General features: G+C 38.3%; 16 protein-coding genes. All 16 read right to left on the bottom strand.

The annotated features are described in order from the left end of the window. Window positions 1-2 precede the first annotated feature (2 nt). Window positions 3-2,789, bottom strand: coding sequence for a glycoside hydrolase family 2 (locus tag E6H07_09220; protein TMI66063.1), 2,787 nt, complete (start codon window positions 2,787-2,789; stop codon window positions 3-5). A 10-nt stretch (window positions 2,790-2,799) separates the two neighbouring features. Then, the gene (locus tag E6H07_09215; GenBank protein TMI66513.1) at window positions 2,800-4,320 is read right to left on the bottom strand and encodes a glycoside hydrolase; all 1,521 of its coding nucleotides are present in this window, start codon (window positions 4,318-4,320) and stop codon (window positions 2,800-2,802) included. A 14-nt stretch (window positions 4,321-4,334) separates the two neighbouring features. Then, window positions 4,335-5,831: a glycerol kinase GlpK gene (glpK, locus tag E6H07_09210; protein ID TMI66512.1), complete on the bottom strand. Its 1,497-nt coding sequence runs from the start codon at window positions 5,829-5,831 to the stop codon at window positions 4,335-4,337. A gap of 59 nt (window positions 5,832-5,890) precedes the next feature. Next, entirely contained in the window at window positions 5,891-6,871 is a 981-nt protein-coding gene (gene rbsC / locus E6H07_09205) for a ribose ABC transporter permease (GenBank protein TMI66062.1), read from the bottom strand. After that, the gene (locus tag E6H07_09200; protein ID TMI66061.1) at window positions 6,868-8,385 is read right to left on the bottom strand and encodes a sugar ABC transporter ATP-binding protein; all 1,518 of its coding nucleotides are present in this window, start codon (window positions 8,383-8,385) and stop codon (window positions 6,868-6,870) included. Before E6H07_09200 ends, rbsC begins: the two co-directional genes overlap by 4 nt. Then, window positions 8,386-9,072, bottom strand: a complete 687-nt coding sequence (locus E6H07_09195; GenBank protein ID TMI66060.1) for a DUF2291 domain-containing protein — start codon at window positions 9,070-9,072, stop codon at window positions 8,386-8,388. It abuts the gene before it with no gap. Then, on the bottom strand, window positions 9,021-9,962 hold the full coding sequence (locus tag E6H07_09190; GenBank protein TMI66059.1) for a D-ribose ABC transporter substrate-binding protein: 942 nt from the start codon (window positions 9,960-9,962) through the stop codon (window positions 9,021-9,023). The genes E6H07_09195 and E6H07_09190 overlap by 52 nt, the downstream gene beginning before the upstream one ends. A gap of 5 nt (window positions 9,963-9,967) precedes the next feature. Then, complete coding sequence (locus tag E6H07_09185; GenBank protein TMI66058.1) at window positions 9,968-10,930, bottom strand: transketolase family protein; 963 nt, start codon at window positions 10,928-10,930, stop codon at window positions 9,968-9,970. 2 nt (window positions 10,931-10,932) lie between these two features. Next, a complete protein-coding gene (locus E6H07_09180) occupies window positions 10,933-11,757 on the bottom strand; it encodes a transketolase (GenBank protein TMI66057.1) in 825 nt (274 codons plus the stop codon). 71 nt (window positions 11,758-11,828) lie between these two features. Then, window positions 11,829-13,241, bottom strand: a complete 1,413-nt coding sequence (locus tag E6H07_09175) for a fucose isomerase (protein ID TMI66056.1) — start codon at window positions 13,239-13,241, stop codon at window positions 11,829-11,831. 7 nt (window positions 13,242-13,248) lie between these two features. Further along, window positions 13,249-15,060: a six-hairpin glycosidase gene (locus E6H07_09170; protein TMI66055.1), complete on the bottom strand. Its 1,812-nt coding sequence runs from the start codon at window positions 15,058-15,060 to the stop codon at window positions 13,249-13,251. After that, window positions 15,057-15,962 (bottom strand): arabinosidase, encoded by a 906-nt coding sequence (locus E6H07_09165; protein TMI66054.1) that lies wholly within the window; start codon window positions 15,960-15,962, stop codon window positions 15,057-15,059. Before E6H07_09165 ends, E6H07_09170 begins: the two co-directional genes overlap by 4 nt. Further along, on the bottom strand, window positions 15,959-17,359 hold the full coding sequence (locus tag E6H07_09160) for a DUF4038 domain-containing protein (GenBank protein ID TMI66053.1): 1,401 nt from the start codon (window positions 17,357-17,359) through the stop codon (window positions 15,959-15,961). Before E6H07_09160 ends, E6H07_09165 begins: the two co-directional genes overlap by 4 nt. A 36-nt stretch (window positions 17,360-17,395) precedes the next feature. Beyond that, the gene (gene fucP / locus E6H07_09155; GenBank protein ID TMI66052.1) at window positions 17,396-18,697 is read right to left on the bottom strand and encodes an L-fucose:H+ symporter permease; all 1,302 of its coding nucleotides are present in this window, start codon (window positions 18,695-18,697) and stop codon (window positions 17,396-17,398) included. A gap of 23 nt (window positions 18,698-18,720) precedes the next feature. After that, window positions 18,721-21,732: a pectate lyase gene (locus E6H07_09150; protein ID TMI66051.1), complete on the bottom strand. Its 3,012-nt coding sequence runs from the start codon at window positions 21,730-21,732 to the stop codon at window positions 18,721-18,723. A 50-nt stretch (window positions 21,733-21,782) separates the two neighbouring features. Next, complete coding sequence (locus E6H07_09145) at window positions 21,783-23,429, bottom strand: polysaccharide lyase (GenBank protein ID TMI66050.1); 1,647 nt, start codon at window positions 23,427-23,429, stop codon at window positions 21,783-21,785. Window positions 23,430-23,541 lie beyond the last annotated feature (112 nt).

Raw genomic sequence — 23,541 nt, 5'->3', positions numbered from 1 at the left:
TATTATCGGTTTGCTGAAAAATCAAAATATAAAATAAGTTTCAAAGCCCTTGCCGGATCCTTTTCATAATCATAAAAAATATTCTTTAAGCCCATCGGACCTGTGGTTTCATTACGCTGTGTTTTAGTCCCTATACTACTGATACCATTCATGAAGGAAATATCTCCTGACGGAAAGAGGGGTTCATAATTATGCCACTGATCGGTTTTCCATGCAGGAGTAAACAACCTGAGAAAAACATTTTCATCCGGTGTAGTAACAGTAAAAGAATGATCGTCTCCCTTGAACACACACCAGTATAGATTTGAATAATACCCTTTAAACTCAGGGTAAATCCAGGGCGACTCACCAGTTTCAGTATTATTATATTTTTTTGCCCATACACCAAATTGCGTTCCTCTCATTCGGTTTTTCCATACACGATAGGGGCCATCACCCATATAATTAGCTTCCCTTACCCGCTTTTCAGGATAAGAAAAATTTACACCAACAAACGATGTGAAATATGCAGCAGGAAAATAGTTAACCTCCATTTTAATTATGCCGGTGGGATAGATAATCCACTCCAATGTATTGTAATGCTCTTTTTTTTCAAACACTGAACTGATAATAATATTTTTGCCATCCTGTCTTGCCGTGAACGAACCGAAATTATTTATTCCTTCCTGAATGATGGGACCATTAGTGAGTGGTATTATTCCTTTTGTAGTTCTTACTTCAGTCAACAACCCGGTTCTTTTATGAAAAGAGACTTCGTTGGTATTTGTTTTTACTGTAAATAAACTGTCGGTCTGTGATAGTAATGGTGATGAAAGCCCTTCATCTGCTTCAAGAATATTTTTTAAGTACACAGGCCTGATGATCGGGAAGCTTTTTGTTAGTATTTCTTTACCTGATTTGTCTTTTACAGTTATATACAAAGCGTAAAAATCTTTCCAGTCAGCAGGCAATTTAATTTTCAAAACTCCTTTTCCCCTTGGTTTTATATCCGGCGCTGCAATACTCCCGGTCTTCTCTGGCAAATTAGGAGTTGTAATAATCTTTAGCTTATAAGAAAATGAAAGCTGGTTAAGATTCGTAAAATGATACCTGTTTTCAATATTTAACTTACCATCAAATGCAGCAGTAATTTCTTTTCGCTCAAAATAAACCGGGCTCCATATTTCCTTGATCGCATAATAACTCCCCTCCTTTTCATGATGCGGCCCTAATATTCCATCTGCTGCACGATGCTTATCTGTATCTAATGAATCTTTCAAATCTTTTCTTACAACAGCATTATCAGCAAAGTCCCAAAGAAAACCGCCTGCACTTAAAGGATCATGCCACATTTTTTCCCAATAATCTTCCAGACCTGCACCATGACCACCATCAAATTGTCCGTGTAAAAATTCTGTTGGCATTACGATCTCTCTTCCTTGTTCATAATTGCCAATGCCATAATTGTATTCACGGTAATGTTGTGTTTCTATTCCATTAAATAACTGCCAGGGGTGAACAACAATTGGCGAGTTTTCGTAAAAACCAAGTAGACTATCCAATTCAAAATTGTGCCCACCTTCATTTCCATTTGCCCAAAAAATAATTGAAGGGTGGTTAATATCATGGGCTATCATTTCTCTCACCAGTTTAGTTCCTGTTGGTGTATCATAATGTCCATGCCAGCCCGCCAGTTCATCCATCACAAACAATCCCAATGAATCACATACATCTAAGAAATGACCATCAGGTGGATAGTGAGACATGCGAACTGCATTCATGTTCATATCTTTCATCAGCAATACATCTTCAATACTGTTTTGTTTGCTCGTCGCTCTTCCGGTTTCAGGTCTGAATGAATGGCGATTTACGCCTTTGAACTTTATTTTTACTCCATTTACGTAAATACCATCCCTTTGTTTTAACTCGATTGTTCTGAAACCAAATCTTTGTGTAACAGTATGAAGAATTTTTCCCTTATTATAAACAGTTAGAGTTGCATAATATAAAGTTGGACTTTCAGGGTTCCAGGCAAGAATATTCTTTATACGCTTTTGGAAAGAGAATAGACTGTAATTTAATCCACCTTCAGAGGCATGTATTGTATCAACCAACTTTCCTTTTATGTCTTTTATTTGGACGTCAGCAAAATCACAGTCGATTGCTAAAATATTTGTAACAAAACTGCCTCTTATAAAGCCTGAAGCAAAACCATTTATTTCTACATCGTCAATATGATTTTTCGGCAACACCTCCAACCATACCGGCCGAAAGATGCCACCGAATATCCAAAAGTCAGCTTTACGTTCTGCATTATTGACAGATTCGTTTGATGAATGTTTGGCAACTGTTACTTCCAGCAAATTCTTTTCTCCATATTTAAGTAACTTAGTTATGTCATATTTAAAAGCATAAAAAGCGCCTTGGTGTACTTCGCCTGCTGATTGTCCATTTATTTTTACTTCAGCATCTGTCATCACACCTTCAAAAACTAAATTGATGGCTTTTCCTTTCCATGCCGCAGGAACGTTAAATGAATATTTATACAATCCTTTCTCCTTGCCTCTTACACTATCTTTTGCAAAACCATAATCATATTTTCCGAAACCCTGCAACTCCCAGCATGAAGGAACTGGAATTGTTGTCCATTTGTTTGCATTCATTCCTCCTGTACACATGAATTCCCATTGCTTTGTATTATCACTGCCGGTACCAGAGAGATATACTTTTTCTGTCTGTTGAGCAGAGAGGTGAATGGTGAATAGTGAATAGTGAATAAAGAGAATAATATGTATGATTTTTTTGCGCATTCCTTAATACCTATAATTTTCCTGTAACTCTTTCCAAATTATTGGAAGCGGCCACTTTTTTCCCATTTACGAATACCTGCAAACCTTTTCCTCTTTTATATTTAGCTCCATCTTTATCCCAAAGGATGGTTATAATTTTCCCATGATATAAAATATTATCCAGGCAAAACCAATCCCATTTATTATCCGGCAAAAGAGAATTCACTTCAATTATATTATCAGCTCTTGGTCGCAAGCCAACCAAACCTGTAATGATCAGATCATTAAAAGTCGAATGATTATAATAGCGGCTTCTTTCTTCATCTCCTTTCAACCAGTAACCGGTTTTTTCATCAAGGTATTCACCTACATAAGGACGGCCACGATAGTATTGTGATTCGACATAAGTTTCAAGCAGATCAAAATAATTGCTGTCGGCTACATAATCTTGTTTATAATTATTCAACAGGTTAGCCATTCCTGTTAATGTTTGCGAAGTGGCGAAAGGCCACACAGCTCCATCCCACTCACAGTTACAGCAACCATGTGTACGGAATTGAGGGTGACTTCTGTCGGCGGTCGTAATACCAAACGGAGCACAAAATGTTTTCTTATCCATTAAATGCTTCCAGGCAATACTATAATTGCTATCGGGCATATTAAAATACCAGGGAATAAAACCAATCTCTTCCCGCACATTAGCTAATGTATCTCCTTGCTCCTTTCTTACTTCAAAAAATTCATTTCTATCATTCCAGAGTTTTGATTGGACCAATGATTTCATAGAGTCTGCTTTTTGCTGATAAAAGAAACCTTTACGTCCATTCCCCGTAAGTAAATTTATTTTTTGCATCGCCATGGCATTACCATACATGTATCCATTAATAGAAGGTCTTGGATTCTTTTCCCTTCTCCCGCCACTAATTGTTTCTTCCATCGCATCCCTGACATCATATTGCCAGAATAAACCGCTTGCTGATCTTTTTTCATGTTCCCATGCTTCATAATCGTTTTCTAAATCGGGCAATAAATCTGTAATGAATTTCTTATCCTGGTTAACTAAGTAGCGATTATAAATTGCATCTATATACCATCCGCTGTAAAATCGCAGCTTACTCATCGGTTTTCCATTATTTCCACGCAGCCATACATGAAGATTATTATCCATATACTGCTTATCATGCAACCAACGGCTCTCATAAATATGATGACCCAATGCACTGCTAATAAGATTATATTTATCTGCATAACTACGTTGGATCAAAAACTCCGTAAACACAAAACCCTTCTCTGTTTTTTTAATATGCTTACGTAAAGTCCACCAACGGAAATAAAATATCTCTTCAAAATTCTGTTGCGGACATTCAAAAAGTGGGATATTTTTCTTCATCCATGTCCAGGCACTGTCATTTGGTATTGCTTGCTCAATGTTCGGCGTTTCCATTTTGTTGAAGTAATCAACATAATGTTTGAAATTATCAGCCTTCAGTACAAGTGGCTTTGTATTGCTTTGTGAAAAACAATTGAAGCAAGACAAGCCAATAAATAATATGGTTAAACAATTTTTCAATTCGTGTTTCCGCTTTTAATTATTTTCTGCCAGCCAGTATAGTTTTTATTCATACTACCCGTCTCAATTTTTGGATGATAGAAAGTTTTATCAGTATTCAGCTTTTTTAAACTCTCAATGTTTTCATAAACCCCAATTTCTAATCCTGCGAGATAAGCTGCGCCTAATGCAGATACATCGGGCATGCCAATGGTTGCAACAGGTTTATTCAACAGATCGGCGAGGAATTGAATCACGAATTTATTAGCGGTTATACCCCCATCTGCCATTAGTTCTTTTAAGGAAAGCTTTGCATCATCTTCCATTGCAGCAATTACATCTGCGATTTGATAAGGGATTGATTCCAGTGCGGCCCTTACAATATGATTTTTCGTTGTGCCGAAATTGATCCCTGACAACGAAGCCTTTCTTCCCATTTGCCAATGTGGCGAACCCAATCCACTGAATGCGGGAACAAGATAAACTCCGCCATTATCAGCAATAGCGTTTGCCATTGTTTCGGTTTCTTTACTGCTACTAAATAAGTTTAGTTCATTTTTTAACCATTCAATGGTAGCGCCGCAGGAAACAATCACACCTTCCAGAGCATAATCAATTCTGCCTTCTGTACTCCAGCAAATGGTTGTTACCATTCCGTTTCCTGATTGAATGGGTTTGCTTCCAATATTCATTAAAATACTGCAGCCGGTGCCGAGTGTGGCTTTGGCTGTACCTGCTTCAAAGCAACCTTCCCCAAAAGCTGCTGCATGTGAATCGCCGATCAAGGCTGTAATAGGAACTGGTCCTGGTAAAAGATTGTTGAGTGTTGTTTCACCAAATAAGGATGAAGATGCCTTTAGCTCAGGAAGATTAAGTTCAGCTAATCCAAACTGGCTAATTAATTCCTCATCCCATTCCAATGTATGCAGGTTGAAAAATAATGTTCTTGATGCATTTGTATAATCTGTTGCGTATTCTTTTCCATTTGTAAACTTGTAAAGTAGCCATGTATCTATTGTTCCAAAGAAAGCTTCGCCTTTAAAGATGGCAGTTTGTATAGCTTGATTATTCTGATTGAGCCAGATAAGTTTGGTGGCGGAAAAATAAGGGTCAATCACCAAACCGGTTTTCACATTTACAGTTTCTGATAATCCTTTTTGTTTTAAATCTTCGCAGACCTGAACGGAACGTTTGCATTGCCAGACTATAGCAGGATGTAATGGCTTACCATCTTTATCCCAAATAACAAATGTTTCCCTTTGATTGGAAATGGCGATAGCTGCTATATCATTTGCATTAAATCCTTTTTCTGTGAATTGCTGTAAACATTTTTTAACTGATAATAAAACGTTCTGATAAATTTCTTCTGCATCCTGTTCTACAAAACCATTATCGAGATATGAAGTGTGTAAAGTTTCTGAACCTTTAGCAATGGCAATGCCTGCACTATCAAAGATCAATGATTTGGTGGAGCTGGTGCCCTGGTCAATTGCTAATATGTATTTTTTACTTATCACTTTTATTTATGTCTCCGGTCTAAAGACCAGAGCAATTCAGGTAACATAAAATTTTTCTAGTCCTTCTTCTCTCCTATCTTATCAATAATAACTGCTAACAATATGACACCACCCTTCACCACCTGCTGCCAGAAAGGTGAAACATTTAGCAATACCAATCCATTATTCAACACACCAATAATAATAGCACCCATCACAGTGCCCCACACCGATCCTTTACCACCGCTTAACGAAGTGCCACCAATTACCACCGCTGCAATCGCATCCAATTCGTAACTCATGCCTGCATTAGGTTGCGCAGAATCGAGACGGGCCGTAACAATTATACCCCCCAACGCCGCTAAAGCACCTGCAATCGCATACACGGTCATCTTTACTTTCTTGATATTGATGCCGGATAGTTTTGCAGCTTGCTCATTGCCACCAATAGCATATATATACCGGCCGAGTTTTGTTTTTTGTGTAATGAACACAGCGATCAGCACAACGACAATCGCCAGCCAAACCGGTACAGGAATACCTATCAATGAACCAGAGCCGATGAATGCAAAGTCATTTCCGAGATTGCTGATAGGATGGCCCTTTGTATACAACATGGTAAACCCTCTCGCAATAGTGAGCATAGCCAGGGTTGCAACAAAAGGAGGTACATTAAATTTTGTAACTGTAAATCCGTTGAACCAGCCGAGCAATGCACCCAATAACAAACCAGCAAGCAATGCGCCTGTGATTGTAAATCCTACAAACAAGTCTGATGATGGGAATTCTAATCCGTTTTTAAAAAGACCGGCTGTAACTGCCCCGCATAATGCCAATACCGAACCAACAGATAAATCAATGCCCCCAGTTAATACGATCAGTGTCATACCTGTGGCAATGCAGGCATTAACAGCTACTTGACGCAATACATTTAACCCGTTTTCAGCAGTAAAAAATTTATCTGTAAGAATACTGAGAATGACACATAGTAACAGCAGCGCAATCAGTGATTGAAATCTTTTAATTGGAACTTGTTGTATGCTTAAAGATTTTGTCATGCTGCTGTTGTGTTTTTATGCAAAGCATATTTTAAAATTCCTGCTTCGGTGGCTTCTTCAATTGGAATTGATGCAGTGAGTTCTCCTTCGCACAACACCAATACTCTATCTGAAACTGCTAATATTTCTGGCAACTCGGATGAGACCATCACAATACCCATTCCGGTTGCTGCCAGTGATTTCATCAGTTTATAAATTTCTGCTTTAGCGTTAATATCAATACCTCTTGTCGGTTCATCTAATAATAATACCTGTGGGTTTGTAGCCAGCCATTTTGCCAATACAATTTTTTGCTGGTTACCGCCGCTGAGGCTTTTTGCGGCTGCAGTATCAGAATTAGTTTTAATACCCAATTGATTGATGTAATTTTTAGAAAGTTGATTTTCTTTTTTACCGTTTAATATCAAACCCCAGTTTTCTAATTGCTTTAATACTGTGATGCTGATATTTGATTTGATAGTTTGATTCAATACGAGTCCATGCAGTTTTCTATCTTCCGGAACTAAGGCAATACCTGCAGCAATTGCATCAGCCGGTGATTTTATTTTTATAGGTTGATCCTTGATATTAATTTCCCCGCTGGCATTGCGTGGATGCAAACCAAAAATGGATTCCATTAACTCTGTACGGCCTGCACCCATTAACCCGTACACACCCAGTATTTCACCTTTGTGCAGGTCAAATGAAATATCAGAAAGTACATCAGTAAATCGTAATACCGGGTGACGTAAGCTTAGGTTTTTAACTGTTAACAAAACTGGTGCATCACTAATTGTCTTGCCTGATTTTTCAAAGCCCAACTTCCTGCCTGTCATTTTCTGTATCAGTTCATCTTGTGTTACCGATCTCATTTCACCTGCGTCCACCGTTTGACCATCTCTTAAAATAATATAGTTGTCAGCAATGGTAAATAGCTCTTTTAATTTGTGCGAGATATATACAATCGTTTTTCCTTCCTTTTTAAGTTGTGCTATGATCCCAAATAGATTTTCCACTTCTTTATCGCTGATAGCAGAAGTCGGTTCGTCCATAATTATTATTGTCGCATTCGTATATAATGCTTTTGCAATTTCTACCAATTGTTGCTGGCCGACTTTTAATGTGACGATTTTTGTAGACGGGCTTACATTCAGATTCAGTCTTTTCAGCAAGACAGCTGTTTCTTGCTGCATCTTTTTTTTATCCAGTACACCAAAAGAGTTCACCAGTTCCCTTCCTAAAAAAATATTTTCTGTAACGGATAAATAAGGAACCAGGTTAAGTTCCTGGTGAATGATGGCAATGCCCGCAACTTCAGCTTCTTTGGTGTTGGCAAAACGAACGACGTCTCCGTTCAGTACAATCTCTCCTTCGTATTGTGTATGTACGCCAGAAAATATTTTCATCAGTGTTGACTTACCGGCGCCATTCTCGCCAATGATGGCATTGACCTTACCCGGATGCAACTGAAGATTTACATCCGACAAAGCTATCACCCCATCAAACCGTTTTGTTATATGTTTTGCTTCCAGCATTTAGTTTACTACTTGAATTCTTACCGGTAATAATTCCATATTACTCCAGTGAATATGTTCTTTGTTCAATTCTACTGCCGCAACCACATTTAAATTATCGCCTTTTTTAACTGATGTCTTAAATGTTGGTAATATGCTTGTACGGATAATTTTATTCAGTTCTTCTGAAATGCTATTTAAATCAGTCGTATTAGGGAAATCTTTTACCTGTACCAAACCCGATGCATCACGTATGGCATTGCCATAAATAAATTCAGTTGCCAGGTTTACGGTAAGCAATGAATCACCATGCTTCATTGAAAGCATTACTTCATCTTCTTTTACATCCGTTACAATTGCATTCAGCTTCACCAATGCATAGCGATAATTACCGATAGCAAGCGCATTGGTGTATTTGTTTATTGAGGTTTCGCCTTCTTTGTCAATTGCGGTAATTAGTTGAGAGAGGTCAATAGCACTATCCAACTTTTCCGGCATTTTTTCTTCCCACAGTTTTTTACTGAACCCAACTGCGTCAAAAGAAACCGCAGCATTGTTTTTTCTTGCACTCAGCTTTTCAAAATACACAGACTTGTAAGCCAGCAATGCAACTAGAACTAAAAGCAAACAGTATTTTATGTATTTGTTCACTTTAATTATTTTTTTCCGTAAGCGATATAATTTTTTATATTCTTTGCTGTCACCAATTCAACTGCTACGGGCACTTTCTGCGGAAAATCCCTTCGTCCCTTTATATATTCATCTGCATATTGCGCCGCTGTTTCTGCCATCACTTTCGGAAACTGCATACCGGTTGCTGCCACTTTATTTTCGCCGATAGAAGTTATTACATCTTCCGCTCCATCAAAGCCAAACACTTTTACTCTATCAGCTTTACCTGCGGATAATAATGCCTGGTAAGCACCCAATGCCATACCATCATTACCGCAGAACACTCCATCAATATCCGGATGTGCCTGTAAAATGGATTCCATTACTTCCATCGCCTTATTCTGGTCGAACTCAGCACTTTGCTGTGCAACCATTTTAAAACCTTTGTAATTATCCACCACGCTATGAAAACCTTTACTTCTTGCCCATGTATTATTATCACCAACGATCCCTAACAGTTCTACATAATTCCCTTTTTTATTCAATTGCTGTGTAAAATATTTTCCAATGGCAACAGCGCCGGAATAACTATCGCTTAGTATTTGCGAAGTGGCGGCATTGAGTGAATTAATTTCTCTGTCCATACAAAATACGGGAACACCAGCAGCTTTTGCTTTCATTACATTGGCAACAGAGCCATCAGCATCGGTTGAGTTAAAAAGAATTGCATCAAACCCAGCGACAATAATGTTTTCGAAATGGTCGCTTTCCAAAGCTGTATTGTTTTGCGAATCAAAAATTTTTGCTTCGTAGCCCAATGTTTTTGCTTTGGCGGTTGCTGTTTCCGCTAAAAAAACAAACCAGGGATTGTTGAGCGTAGAAACTACCACAGCAATTTTATGTTTCTTATCTCCAGATGATTTGCTTTTGCATTGAATAAACAAACAAGAAAGCAATAATAAAAAAAAGGACAATCGTTTTAACATCATAATTATTTTAATAATCCAAGAACAGCATCAGCAATTCCTTTCTCACTTATACCGTAATGATTAAAAATATCCTGTTGCGGACCGGTAACAGTATACTCATCAGGAATACCAATGATCTTAAACGGCTTTGTAAAACCCTGCTGCAATAAATAGGATGCGCAGGCTTCACCCAGACCACCATACACACTGTGTTCTTCTACCGTGATAATTGCTTTGCATGTTGAAGCCAGTTTTGAAAGCAATTCCGTATCCAACGGTTTAATCGTATGCATGCTCACAACAGTAGCGGCAATTCCCTGTGTTTTTAATTTCTCTGCTGCTTTTACAGCAGGATATACCGTTTCTCCATTCGCAATTATCGCTACATCATTTCCTTCCATTATTACTCTGCCTTTACCAAAAACAAACCCATCACTATTATTCTGCTTTAATGCTGGCATAACCTTTTTACCAAAACGCAAATACACCGGATGCTTGCTTTCTGCTGCGAGTTCGGTTGCTTTTGCTGTTTCATAATTATCAGCCGGAGCTACAACGATGACATTATTAATAGCTCGCAGTACAGCAAAATCATGCAGACTGTGATGTGTACTTCCAAGTGCACCATAGCTAACACCAGCACTGATGCCTACTACTGTAGCCGGATTATCACTGTAGCAGATATCATTTTTTATTTGCTCCAGTGCTCTTGCTGTTAAAAAACATGCCGGTGAAACTGCAAATACTTTTTTACCACATGATACAAGACCGGCTGCTACGCCTACCAGATTTTGCTCAGCAATACCTACTTCTACGATCTGCTGAGGAAATTGTTTTCCAAACGCTACCAGTTTACCCGAACCTCTTGAATCACTTGTTACAGCAATAATATCCCGGTCAGTTGCTGCTAACCGTTGTAATGTTTCAGAAAAAATATCCTGGTTAGGTTTATCTCCACCAGGTGGTATATTTATTTGTTCAGCCATTCTTAAATTACGTTTAATGCATTGTCCAATTCCTGTTGCGCCAACTCATACTGCTCTTTATTCGGTACGCCGTGATGCCATTTCAGTTCATTCTCCATAAAACTTACTCCTTTGCCCTTCGTGGTATGTGCAATAATTACCGATGGTTTTTCTTTTTCAAAAGGCAATGCAGCAAATGCTTCCTTCAGTTCATCAATATCATTACCATTTACTTCTTTTACTGCCCAACCAAATGCTTCCCATTTTTTATCCAAAGGGTCGGTGCTCATTACATCCGATGTTGGTGCTGTTATCTGCAAATTGTTCTTGTCTACAATTGCACACAGGTTGTCGAGCTTGTAATGTGAAGCACTCAACGCTGCTTCCCAGTTACTTCCTTCGGGCAATTCGCCATCACCCATCAATGTAAATACTCTATAATTTTTATTATCCATCTTAGCGGCAATGGCAGTTCCTACGCAAATCGGCAGACCATGTCCCAATGCTCCGGTATTCTGTTCCACTCCTTTTACTTTTTTGGTAGGATGACCGATATAATGCGATTTGTATTTACATAGTGTATTCAAATCTTCTTCAGGGAAAAATCCTTGATCAGCTAGTACTACAAACAAAGCTTCGACACAATGTCCTTTACTCTGTATGTACCTATCTCTGTCAGACGATGAAAAATTTTGTGGCGATACATTAAGAACATGATTGTACAATACATTTAATATATCTGTACAAGACAGGCTACCACCGGTATGTCCCGCATTAGCGCCAACGATATACTTCAGGATTCTTTTCCTGTAGTTGATCGATTTTATTTTTAGGTCTTTTGTTGTCATTTTTATTCTAAATTATTCCCCGGCATGAATGCCGGGGCAAATCATAAATGCCGAGACAAGTCATTACTTCATTAATGCTGATAAGTTTCCCATCCCAAATAATTTTCAAATGCTTCTTTTAATACACCTGCTGTTTTGCTTGCATTCATTACTACATGATGTTCGAAACCGTTGCGGCATACATACTGCATCAGCCCTTGCAAATTATTTATCTGTGCTACGGCACGATTACCAAATGTTGTCAGTGCATCATTCGTCAATTCACCTTCTCCTATATATGCTTTCATAACACCTTTGCAATCATCTGTACTGATACGTCCGTAAGTTAACGGAGATGCTGGTGTACGTCCATCTAATGCGCCATAAGTGTTTTCAGTGCCTACTGATGTACCAAGAATTGGTGCTGTGCTGATTTGTATATCGGGCAAAAAGCTCTTAGCCCAGTTGCCACAATGAAACAGTACACATTTTTCATCATCGTCTGCATAATTATTATTCCAGTCAACCAATGCAGATGGCGTACTGCTTGCAAGCTGCATGGCATACATTGTCAATGTACCCGTTACATCTACTTCACATGCACTGGGCAGCATGTTTTCACTCATCATGCTCATGCTGGTGCATACATTACAGCCATAATTTTTTTGAAGGGAGGTCCAGCACTGAATAGCTGTTGCATCTAAATAATTTTCGGTCATAAAATCGGCGAGTACTACATCCAGTTTTGCAATCTGCACTAATTTATCCGGCGGTGTTAACCCGGTATTTGTATATGCATGAATTTTTTCTAGTTTTTCTTTTACTGATTTATCATCAGCATTTAGCTTATTGGCGTTCCCAAGAATTTCAGATAAATCAACTGTTGTTACTGAGATCCCATTACGCTGTAATATTTTTTCGCTGTACCGAACAGTGTTAAATGCACCCGGTCTTGCACCAACAGCACCGATACGAACCTTACGCAATCCTTTCACTACTTTACAAACTGCAGTAAACTTTTTTAGATCGTCAATAAAAGTTTCGTCGGTTACCGCAGTTACATGTTTAGTAGTAAGGGAATATTTTATCCCGAACTGGTATAGGTTATTGCAAACGGAAATTTTTCCGCACCATGCATCTCTCCTGTTTACCACATCCATTTTCCCAAGGTCATCAGGATGAGCCTGGATCAATACCGGCACATTCAGCCCTGACAGCTTGATTGTTTCCGCAACTCCTTTTTCATCACCAAAATTTGGAAGCACGACAAGTATTCCGTCAATTGCATCAGCATGTTGCTTAAACAATGTCGCACATTTTTTTGCTTCAGCAAATGTTTCTACCCCGCCCAATTTTGATTCTGTTTCATTCAGGAGTACAGGTGTAATGCTTAAGCTTTTAAACAGTTTCACAATTTCTGCTCTTGCTTCGGCTACCAGTTTATCGGGAAAGAAATCACGATTGCCGATGATCACTCCTAATGTGGTTTTGTTATTTGATGACATAATTATTTTATAAAGCTTTTGTTTTTAAATAATGAACCTGATACACCGCCTCCTTATCTCTTCGATCCGCGTCGGGTAGATCATAATCCTGGTCAGTAGGAGTATCCGCATCCGGAAAACGTCGCGTATTACCTGTTCTGAAAACGATCCGTTCAACAGACTCAACCGGTGCAAAACACAAATTGTTATTTGGTTTGCCTCCATTGATAATTACAGTATAAAATCTTGTTGTAGTATTTAATTCAACACTCATGGTTACAGTTTCACCAGCACTGTATTTACCCAGCGATTTATTGCGGTAACCTTGCTTAGTCAATATATTTCCTGTTGAGTCAAACATTAGCCTTAAACAAGGTGTACCTTTTGCATCTACTATTTCAATTTCAAGTGCGCCAAAATCTTTTTGTTGCGGTGTTATTGCAAATTCAACAGATACTTTTTTTGAATTTGGAAATATTCTTTCAGCTTTTGCATAATCAAAGGGATCACTATCTGCTAAACTCAATTTTTTATCCTGCACAACTGTCCTGCACCATAAAGGACTATACAAATTCCATTTATTAATTACAGTAGCATCAGAGAAATTATCATCTACATGCTTCAATTCTTTATCTTTTACCGGTATAGGTATTTTACTCACCCATATATCTTCCTTGTTCATGCTATAAGTAACCCACATATTTCCACCGGGTGGTGTACCATCCATCTCCTGGATACCACGAACATATTGCGGGCCGTAACTTTTATATGCACCTCCGTATCTTAAAGAAGTTATCTCACCATTCACAAGCAAGAGATTTTTATATTTCAATCCATCATCACTAATACTTAATGCCAATGGCCAGCGAAACTCCGAGGGATTATACACCGTTGCATATTTCTTATCGGAAGTTTTTTGTCCCCAGATCTTTGCATTAGCATTTACAAACCCCGGTGCTCTTGTTGGATTGTACAGCCATGTCTTTCCTTCGTTTTTGCTGATACTTGTAAGTGCATATTTCCATAATCCCACTACATTTCCATTTGGCAAATGATAATAATTAAATGCTTTAAAATCTTTTTGCAAAGGGATCAGCGGGTCGTTCCGATCTCCTTCTTCAACCGTTTGCATCATTAATAAAGGAGTAGCAAGAATTTCTTCACAAGCAGCAATCAAGTTTTTATCTCCGGATGATTTATAAAAAGGATATAAAGTGTTTTTTTCATTGAATGCATGATTATAGCGCAGGAAAAAAATGGGGCCGAAACTGCCATCTGCTTTTATTTCTCGTATTACTCTACCTATTCCATTGCCATCATTCGGATCATCACCTTTTGCCAGGGCAATGCCATAATAGGCCAGGGCATATAAACTCTTATTTTTAGAAGTATAAAAACCAACCCGCTGGTGCATTACCGCATAATCGTTTTTTGCTGTATCCTTCTTCCCTTCTTTTACAAATCCATCAGGAATTTTATAAGGAGGAAAAATAACAACAGGGTTGCTCCAGTTATATCCGTCCTTAGAAGTTTGCAGTAATGTTTGTCCAGGAGCCACATGTTCGCCAACAGGGTTGCTCAAATATTCTAAGTAAAATGCATTATTCCAATAAGCCAGCATCGGTGCATGGTTGTACGTCCATGAAGTGGTGTTATTATTATCAGCTCTATTAGTTCTCATGGTCTGAATATTGTGTACGCCAATTGCCGGACTTAATTGCCCATGATGATAATCCACATTAGAAAGTGTTTTGCCGGTATAACGAACAGTATCCTGAGCATTTGTTGCGATTGATATAAATAACAAAACAAAAAATGATATGCCTCTTAAAAATTTCATTTATTAATTAATTGCTTCAAATATTTTTTATCTACTGTCAAAATTGTTCCGTGCTTATGTGCATCGGGAACACTAATTAAACTATCAGCTTTTACAAATGTTTTAAAATCCTTTGTAAAACTTGCTCCGTATTTTTTATTCTGGTACACATCATAATAAACCATCCAGCCATCTTTTACTTTCAGTACCGCAGGACCTTCTGTAAATTTTTCAGTAAAGGGAGCAGATATATTTTTCCATGGGCCTAGAGGATTATCTGCAAAAGCAACTTTGATATTTCTTTCAGGTCTTGTATTATCTTTTAATACCAGTACATAGTCTTTTGTTGCTCGTTTCACAATTACCGCATCAATTACACTAAACTTTGGATCAAGAAACAATTTTGTATCGCTAAATGTTTTAAAATCCTTCGTCGTTACATAATACATCCTGTGATTATTACTATCTTCTTCAATTCCCTTTTCAAACCTTCCAGGAATACAACTAGCCCAGATAATAATATATTGCTGCACTTCATCATCATAAAATAATTCCGGTGCCCATACATTCACGACTGTCGGTTCATGCTGCATAACAGGAATGTACTGCTGTTCCGTCCAGTCAATTAAATTCCTACTGCTTGCATAACCAAAACCATTTCCGCCTTTCCATTCTGTTGTCCATACCAAATGAAATGTTCCATCCGGTGATTGGATCATCGACGGGTCACGCATAATTTTATCTTTCCCGATCAACGGCTTTAAAAGAACTGAATCTATCCGCTTCCAGTTGTATCCATCTTTGCTATATAATATCCGTAAACCTTCATTAGCTGGTTCTTTAAATGAAGTAAACAAATATGCTTTTGAACTGCAGGACATAATAAATACAACTAATAATATCGTAATTACCTTCCTGCTCATTTTTCCAAAATCAAAACCCAGTCATTTCCATTTTCTTTTTCACCGGGAGGATCAAATTTTTTATCCTTTGTATTCCTGTATTCAGTCATCCATTTTGTTTCTCCATTCTTTGGATTAAACCATCCTGCCTTTGAGGGATAAAATTTTAATTTATCCATAGCTACTTTAAATTCCCTTCCATTATAAACATAAAACAAAGCATAGCTTTTACCTTTTGTGGCTAATATCCTCTCATATTTTTCGCCATTATCAATTACCAGTTCCTGTGCAGGCACACGATCATAATAAGATTTACCTAACATTAACTTTTTTAGAAAATTCATTTGCGTTGCTCCCGGTGAAAGGATTGATTTTTTCCAATCAGCCGCTACACCATAATTAGCAGTCCAGTCTCCCATCTTATTAAATTGCATCACTCCATTTTCGCCATAAGTAAATCCAGCACCTCCTGCAAATACACTCCAGTATGCATAACGGCGTAAATCAGCTGCTGTCCATCTTGGTTGCAGACTATCATGCAATCCATGTGGTATATTTTCATACGAAGGCTCACCATCCATTGTTGGCTTAACAGGCATCAACCTGTAATCTGTTTCTGTATACTTCCAGTTATCTTCTCCATAATGCCGGGATTCCGTGCTTACCGTATCCTGCGCATAATCTTTATGACCGCTTTGAAACATATTGAAATCAAGCCATGCTTCATTATGAAACCAATCGCTGGAAGAAGTTCTTCCACGAGGATGATAGGTTACTAAAGTCCTGGCGTTATACTTTTTTAAAGTAGTACCTATTGCTTTCCATACGTCGAGTCCCTCCGTTCCTCTTACATCACCACCATTCAACCATATAATATTGTAACTATTTTTATACCGGTGCACTAAAAACTTTGCATAGGCCTCTGCCTGCTGAACATTTACTTTACCGCTTTTTACATTACTTCCCCATACTGGCACCATTGCCATATAAATTCCGCGTTTGGCTGCTTCGTTTACTATAAAGTCGACATGATCCCAGTAATCATATTGTTCAGCATTTGAAAAAGTATTCCCATATGTAGTATTTGGTTTTGAAACATCTTCATTAATCAATGCCAGATCTCCATATACATTTTTTGTATTATTCATATCGTGCAATACCATTACCTGCACCACATTAAAACCTTGTTGCTTTCTTGTTTCCAAATATTGGATCGCATCTTCCCGGGTGCATTTCACAAACAATAACCAACCAGTATCGCCCAACCAGAAAAAAGGTTTACCATCAGTAGTGCTGAAAAACCTTTTATTAGCCGATATTTTTAATTGCTTCACTTGTGCATTACTGGCCAGGCATACAAAAAGCAGGAAACTCAGCAGGTATTTTTTTATGTTACCAGCTGCAGTAATTCTTTTCATCTTTTGTTGCGTCGCACACTTCATCGTTCTGTATTTCTATTCAGCAGTTTTTAAATCAGGTTTATAGCCTCTTACAGCAAAATATATTATTACTAAAAAACAGATCAACGGTACGATATACCCGATTTGAATATTATCATTAAAAGCATCAATTATTCTACCCATTATATAAGGCAGCACCGCACCCCCAACGATTGCCATCACCAACAATGAGCCACCGATCTTTGTTTCTTTATCCAGTCCAACCAATCCCAATGCAAAAATGGTTGGAAACATGATGGACATGAAGAAGCCCATTGCACCTAAAGAATAAATAATTATTTTACCATGAGTAGCCATTGCAAGGCAGCATAGCAAAGCTGCAATTACAGAAAATACAGTCAGCAGTCTTTCTGATGAAAAATATCTTGTCAGCCCGGTTCCGATAAATCTTCCTGCTAAAAATGAAACGCCATAAATAGTTCCGAGATAATAGCCGGCTGTTTTTTCATCTACTCCACCGTACTTCATAGCCATGCGAACAAAGAAACTTGTTACACATACCTGTGCGCCTACATATGCAAACTGCGCAATCACTGCCCACTTTAAATGTTTATGCCTGAATGCACGGATAAACTCTGATAGCTTTGCTGTTTTTGATTCGTCTTTTACTTCCGGTAATTTGAAAAAGAAAAACAATAATGCCACAAATAAAAATCCTGCTGCAATAAAAATATAAGGAGTCTTTACCGCCGCTGATTCTCCATCGAGATAAGCAAGCCTGGCTGGCTCTGTCATTGCAGCAAGTTCATCAGCTGAGTGATTAATACCTGAAAAAATAAAAGCAGACCCGATCAATGGCGCAATAAAAACAGCAAGACCATTTATAGCTGCTCCCAGGTTTAATCTTGTACTTGCACCTTTAGCATCACCTAGTATTGCTGCATAAGGATTTGCTGCTGTTTCTAGTATTGTAATACCACAACCAATAACAAACAAAGCCAATAAAAACAATTCATAAGTTCTGGAATTGGCGGCAGGTAAAAAAAGTAAAGCACCGATACCTGCCAGTATCAAACCAGCAATGATCCCATTTTTATATCCCCATTTTTTTAAGATCATACCTGCCGGTATAGCCATTATAAAATAAGCAAAGAAGATGGCGACATCAATCAATGTACTCTGGCTGTTACTGAGCTGGCATGCTTTCTTCAGATGCGGAATCAAAATACCATCAAGGTTATGCACCATTCCCCATAGGAAAAAAAGAAAGGCAACAAGTATGAATGGAACAAGGTATTTATTTCCGCTACTTGTCTTTTTTTCCATGCTGATTATAATTGTTTCGGTTGGCTGCATCGTTTGGTTTGGGATTTATTTTATTATCTTATTAAAAAACTTCTTGTTGTTATATTATATATTACACTCTTTTTGCCATCACTTAATCTATATTCGTTCTTATCAGTTGATGCAATCGGCTTCATACCAGTTGCTGCTTTCATGACCTCATTATCGATAGTTTCCGGTAAAACAGCTAAACTTCCACCCGCCATAAATACTGCAATACCAAACTCTGGATAACTATCACCTGAATATACAACTGCTTTCCCGGGATATTTATCACGATATTCCTTTACTGCACGATAAACCTGTTCAAAACTTGTTTTCTTTGGTTTTAATAATCTTGCATGTTGGCGTGGTGCTAAACTTTGTCCGCCTTTGGGCTCATAAGTTGTACCATCAGCCTGGTAATGCCAGTAACGGATATCAATCAGGTCGACAATTGCAGCATACGCAGGATTTTTTAGAATTGAATCCTGTACATCTTTTGTTACACTCAAACCAATGATGGGGTGTTTGCCGGTTTCCTTTTCCCATTCCTTAATTACATCGAGCCAGAATTTTACAAAATGGGTGGGGCCTGTGAACTCCTCGCCTATTAATTGTATCACACCATTGTTGTCTTTAAAATTATTCAAACATTGACGGATATATTTTTTATGTAATTCTCTACGAACCGGATTTGAAACATCATAAAATTGTTCTGCATAAAAGATACGTTTATCACCCGCATAGTTAACAGGTTCTACAAAACCTGTGTTATTAATATTATTTGCGGTACGCCAGGGGAAATCTGCGTAATGGGCACCGGCCTCAATAATATTATGCTGAAAATAATTCTGATGAACCAGCAGCAAACCCTTTTGATCGGCTAAATCAGCGAACTGCTTTAAACGGCTCCAGTAAAAAAGATTATATTTTGTCAAATCATATTTACTTAACCCATCCCATGCGGTCTCTTTTCCGCTTCTTGCAAAAGGGAGTTCATAAAACGGCGGCCATACTTCGCCATCTATTCTCCTGGTGCGTTCATGATCATCTCTTCTTCTATCATACCACAACCCATAATTCTGTTCCATACCGATAATATTCTTTGCCTTCATATCATCAGTCAATTCATTTAAATCATCTGTTAAGCCGCGGCCTGTTCTACCAGGAACAAATCTTGTAATTGCGGGTTGTGCATTTTGCAGGTCTTTTCCTTGAACTCCGCCACTCCACCACGGAACATTTTGTCTTCTGCCCGTTACAATTTCATCTCCTCTCACCAACCAACCGTTTTTAATTTGAGTTGCGGGGGCATAGTTTGGAGCTTCTTGTTTTTTAATACCAATCTCATCAATTGTTTTTGCACTGTTGACATTTATTGAAATCGGATTTCGCTTTGCTGCTTCATCAATCCATTCCTTCAACTGCTTTCTTGGTTTTGATGCTTCCTTAGTCAGCTCCAATGCCGTCTCAACAGATGGGCTGCTTGAAGCTTCTGTTGGCACAAATAATAACTGTGCCTGTTCATCAATATTCTTATTTAATCTTTCTTTGAGTTGCTGATAAAATAAACTTCTTGGCGTGATTGTATTATTTGATTCTCCCCAATAACCATCACCCGAAAATTCGCTCCAGCTGCCGAATGACCAGTTTTGTGCAGTAGGTGGTTTATAACAATCAATTCTTGCTGCTGAACAATTCCAGAATAAACTGTTGGCCGCAGACCAGCCTGCACCATTTGCATCTTGTCCGCGGTTACCAAAACGCAGTGCATTGCCATCTACATTCACTACATCAAACAAAACACCGCTTGCCCAACTATCAATAGCACCGCTAAAACTATAGGGCAAAACAGATTCGCATTGCACGAATGCATTGGGACCGGGAGCACAATAGCCTACAGCAAAATCATGATAACCATTCTCCGCATAGCAACGCTGAAATAATGTTTGCTGTCCAGTAGTTAAAAAAGTATAACGTCTTTGTCCACCAATTTCTGAAACAGGTAAAAGCGATTTGCAATCTTCTACTGTAATTCTTTTTGATGTTTCTAAAATACTTACGACAGAACCTGCAAAATTTTCAAATTTGATTTGTCTTACCCAACAATCTTCTGCATTCTCAATATTGATCGCATTCCAGCGATGGTCCTCATCTTTAGGGTTGTTTTTATCATACACAGATAAACAACGAAGATTCTCAACGCCACAATTATTGATTCTTCCTGTGCCATTATAAAAATAAATTGTAGCACCGCCATAGGTTGTATCCAAAGCTGTCGTCAATGGAGCATCGATTGTAATCGTCGTTCCATCAATTTTTGTAATTGTCCTGTCGAAAAACAAATCTCTATCGCCTGGCTTCCATCCCAATGCTGTAATGCCTCCACCAAAATGATCTGTAGCTAAATCTTTAATCCATTTTTCAGTTGATGGACGACGAATAATAATTTTATTGGAATGGCTTTTAATTAAAATTGAACTGTCAACATTAAATTTTGTAGCATTCACAGGAACATACACATCTGTAATTTTTAACCCATACATATCTCTGGGAATATCATTCTTGCCAACAATCTTTATCAATGCCAATCTTCCAGTACCTGCACCCGTTATAGTTGTACTATTTACACCGCTACCCCTCAATACAACTCCTGAAGCTGCAATTCTTAATTGCCCTAGCACTTCATAATTTCCTTTTTGCAACAATACAGCACCACGAAAACCATTTGCATCAAGTGGCAATGAAGCAACATAATCCAATGCCGATTGAATGCGGAGTGTAGCATCACCTTTTGCAACAGGTACAACTACTTTTACGGGAACTGTTGGTATCGGTTTTTCAGAAGCCATATAGCCACAGTAAGAAAAATCGGGGATGCGGTTGCCCTGTGGATCGGGTGTATAAATAAGTTTTCCTTTATCAAAAAAAAGAGGAGGCAATGGTTTTGCCTCCTTCTGTGCTGCTATATGGAACGGGTTAGTAAGTACGATAAAGCATGCAGTTGCTGCATGAAGAATGAAATTTCTTTTACATAATTTCCCTGCTGATAATAAAGCCTTCAAAACGATTTTTTTTATTAAGTGCTGAACGCATTATAAATCTACTGTTATTTTTAAAACCCTTTTGCCGGTTTTACATTTTCTGCAGGCACCACACTGTTCAGGTAATTTTCGATATTGCTGTACCCATTTCCATTTACCTTACCTGCATCGGATGCGTCTTTCGGATTCAATTTGTTTTTTGTTTCCCAGTCATCAGGTATGCCATCACTATCGCTGTCCTTATAAGCTGTGCCTTTGTATTCGGGATAGCCACCCACCTGGCTTATATCAGTAATAATTCCTTGTTTATAACTATCCAATGGCTCACGGCGATGTTTGAATTGTGTTGTTGGCGGCACTATATCAGGCGATACAACTATTTTTCCTGTACGAACCTGCTCAGTAATTCTTTTATCAACGGCATCACGTTTCGGCAATGTAGCTCCTGCATTTTCCAATACATAGTTTTTGGCAGATTCTGCCGGCATAACAGTAAGCTCCGGCATTGGCAATGGCTTATGCCATTTAATATTATCTGTGTACTTACCTGCATTTGACATTTCTTCCACCTGTACTCCACCATTCCAGTTATCCTTTGTTACTTCAGGATATCCTTCCATGATATTTCCATTTACATATGCCCTGCCATAGGTTTGATATTTCAATTTACTTCTTCCACTTTCTGGTTTTAAAATACGATGGCCTACATTACTATTTTTAGGCGTTGCAGGACCAGGTTTGAAATAATTATTAATGATATTGTATTGTGCACGATAATCCCCACCGTCAATAGAACGATGCACCCAGTTGAACACAACATTATTTACAAAATTGAAAACGCCATGCCAGCCAATTGAAGGATTGCGACCGGTATTGTTCGCCCAGAGATTCCGCATGAAAGAACAATTTTCACCACCCAATGTGCTGCCGAATGAATGATTCCATGTATCCAGTGCTTCTGCAAAAATTGAATTCTGAATAGTGATATTAACTGTGCCTAATTTTTCTTCTGCAGGTTTACCTGTGCTATCATTATACATATGACGATACATGCTCATGTTTTCATCCAATCCCCATGAGGCACTTACATGATCGATCATGATATTACCTACCGGGTTTCCACCTATTGCATCATCTCTTCTTCCAACCCATGTTTCACCACGACGGAAACGCATAAATCGGATAATGACATCATGTGTATTGATCCAAACTGTTTCCCCCGCAACGCAAACACCATCGCCAGGTGCTGTTTGTCCTGCGATAGTTATATATGGTGCACGGATTATCAATGGAGATTTTAACCGGATGATGCCGGCAACATTGAATACAATAGTTCTTGCCCCACCTTGCTCACATGCCCAGCGAAAACTGCCCGGACCATCATCATTTAAATTAGTTACAACTATTACTCTGCCACCCCGACCACCAAAGCTAAATTTGCCACCACCTTCAGCGCCTGGAAATGCAGGAATTTCTGCTTGTGGTAAATCAGTTGGACGATTAGCAAAATCAATAAAAGGTTTTCCTTTTTTTGCTTCCTCCTGAATGATCGGCCATGCAACCTGCCATGCAGAATCAGAATGATTTTTTGCTGCACGAAGCAGTGAATCTGATTTACGTTGTACATCATCCGGAATTTCAGGATACTGGGCAAACGACAGATTTATACTCATCGCAAATACAATCAAAATAAAAATTTTCTTACTGCTGATTTTCATGGTTAAATATTTTGTTTATTAGACGACTATTGTTGTAAAAGCCTGTCTATTTACTGTCACCGTTCATCAATTTAATTTCATTAAAAAAGAGAAAGCACCTGCTTTCTCTTTG

This window comes from Bacteroidota bacterium, from assembly GCA_005882315.1.
In the GTDB taxonomy this organism is placed as follows: domain Bacteria; phylum Bacteroidota; class Bacteroidia; order Chitinophagales; family Chitinophagaceae; genus VBAR01.
Note: the sequence above shows the minus strand (reverse complement) of the source record. Positions and strands in the feature narration are given on the sequence as shown.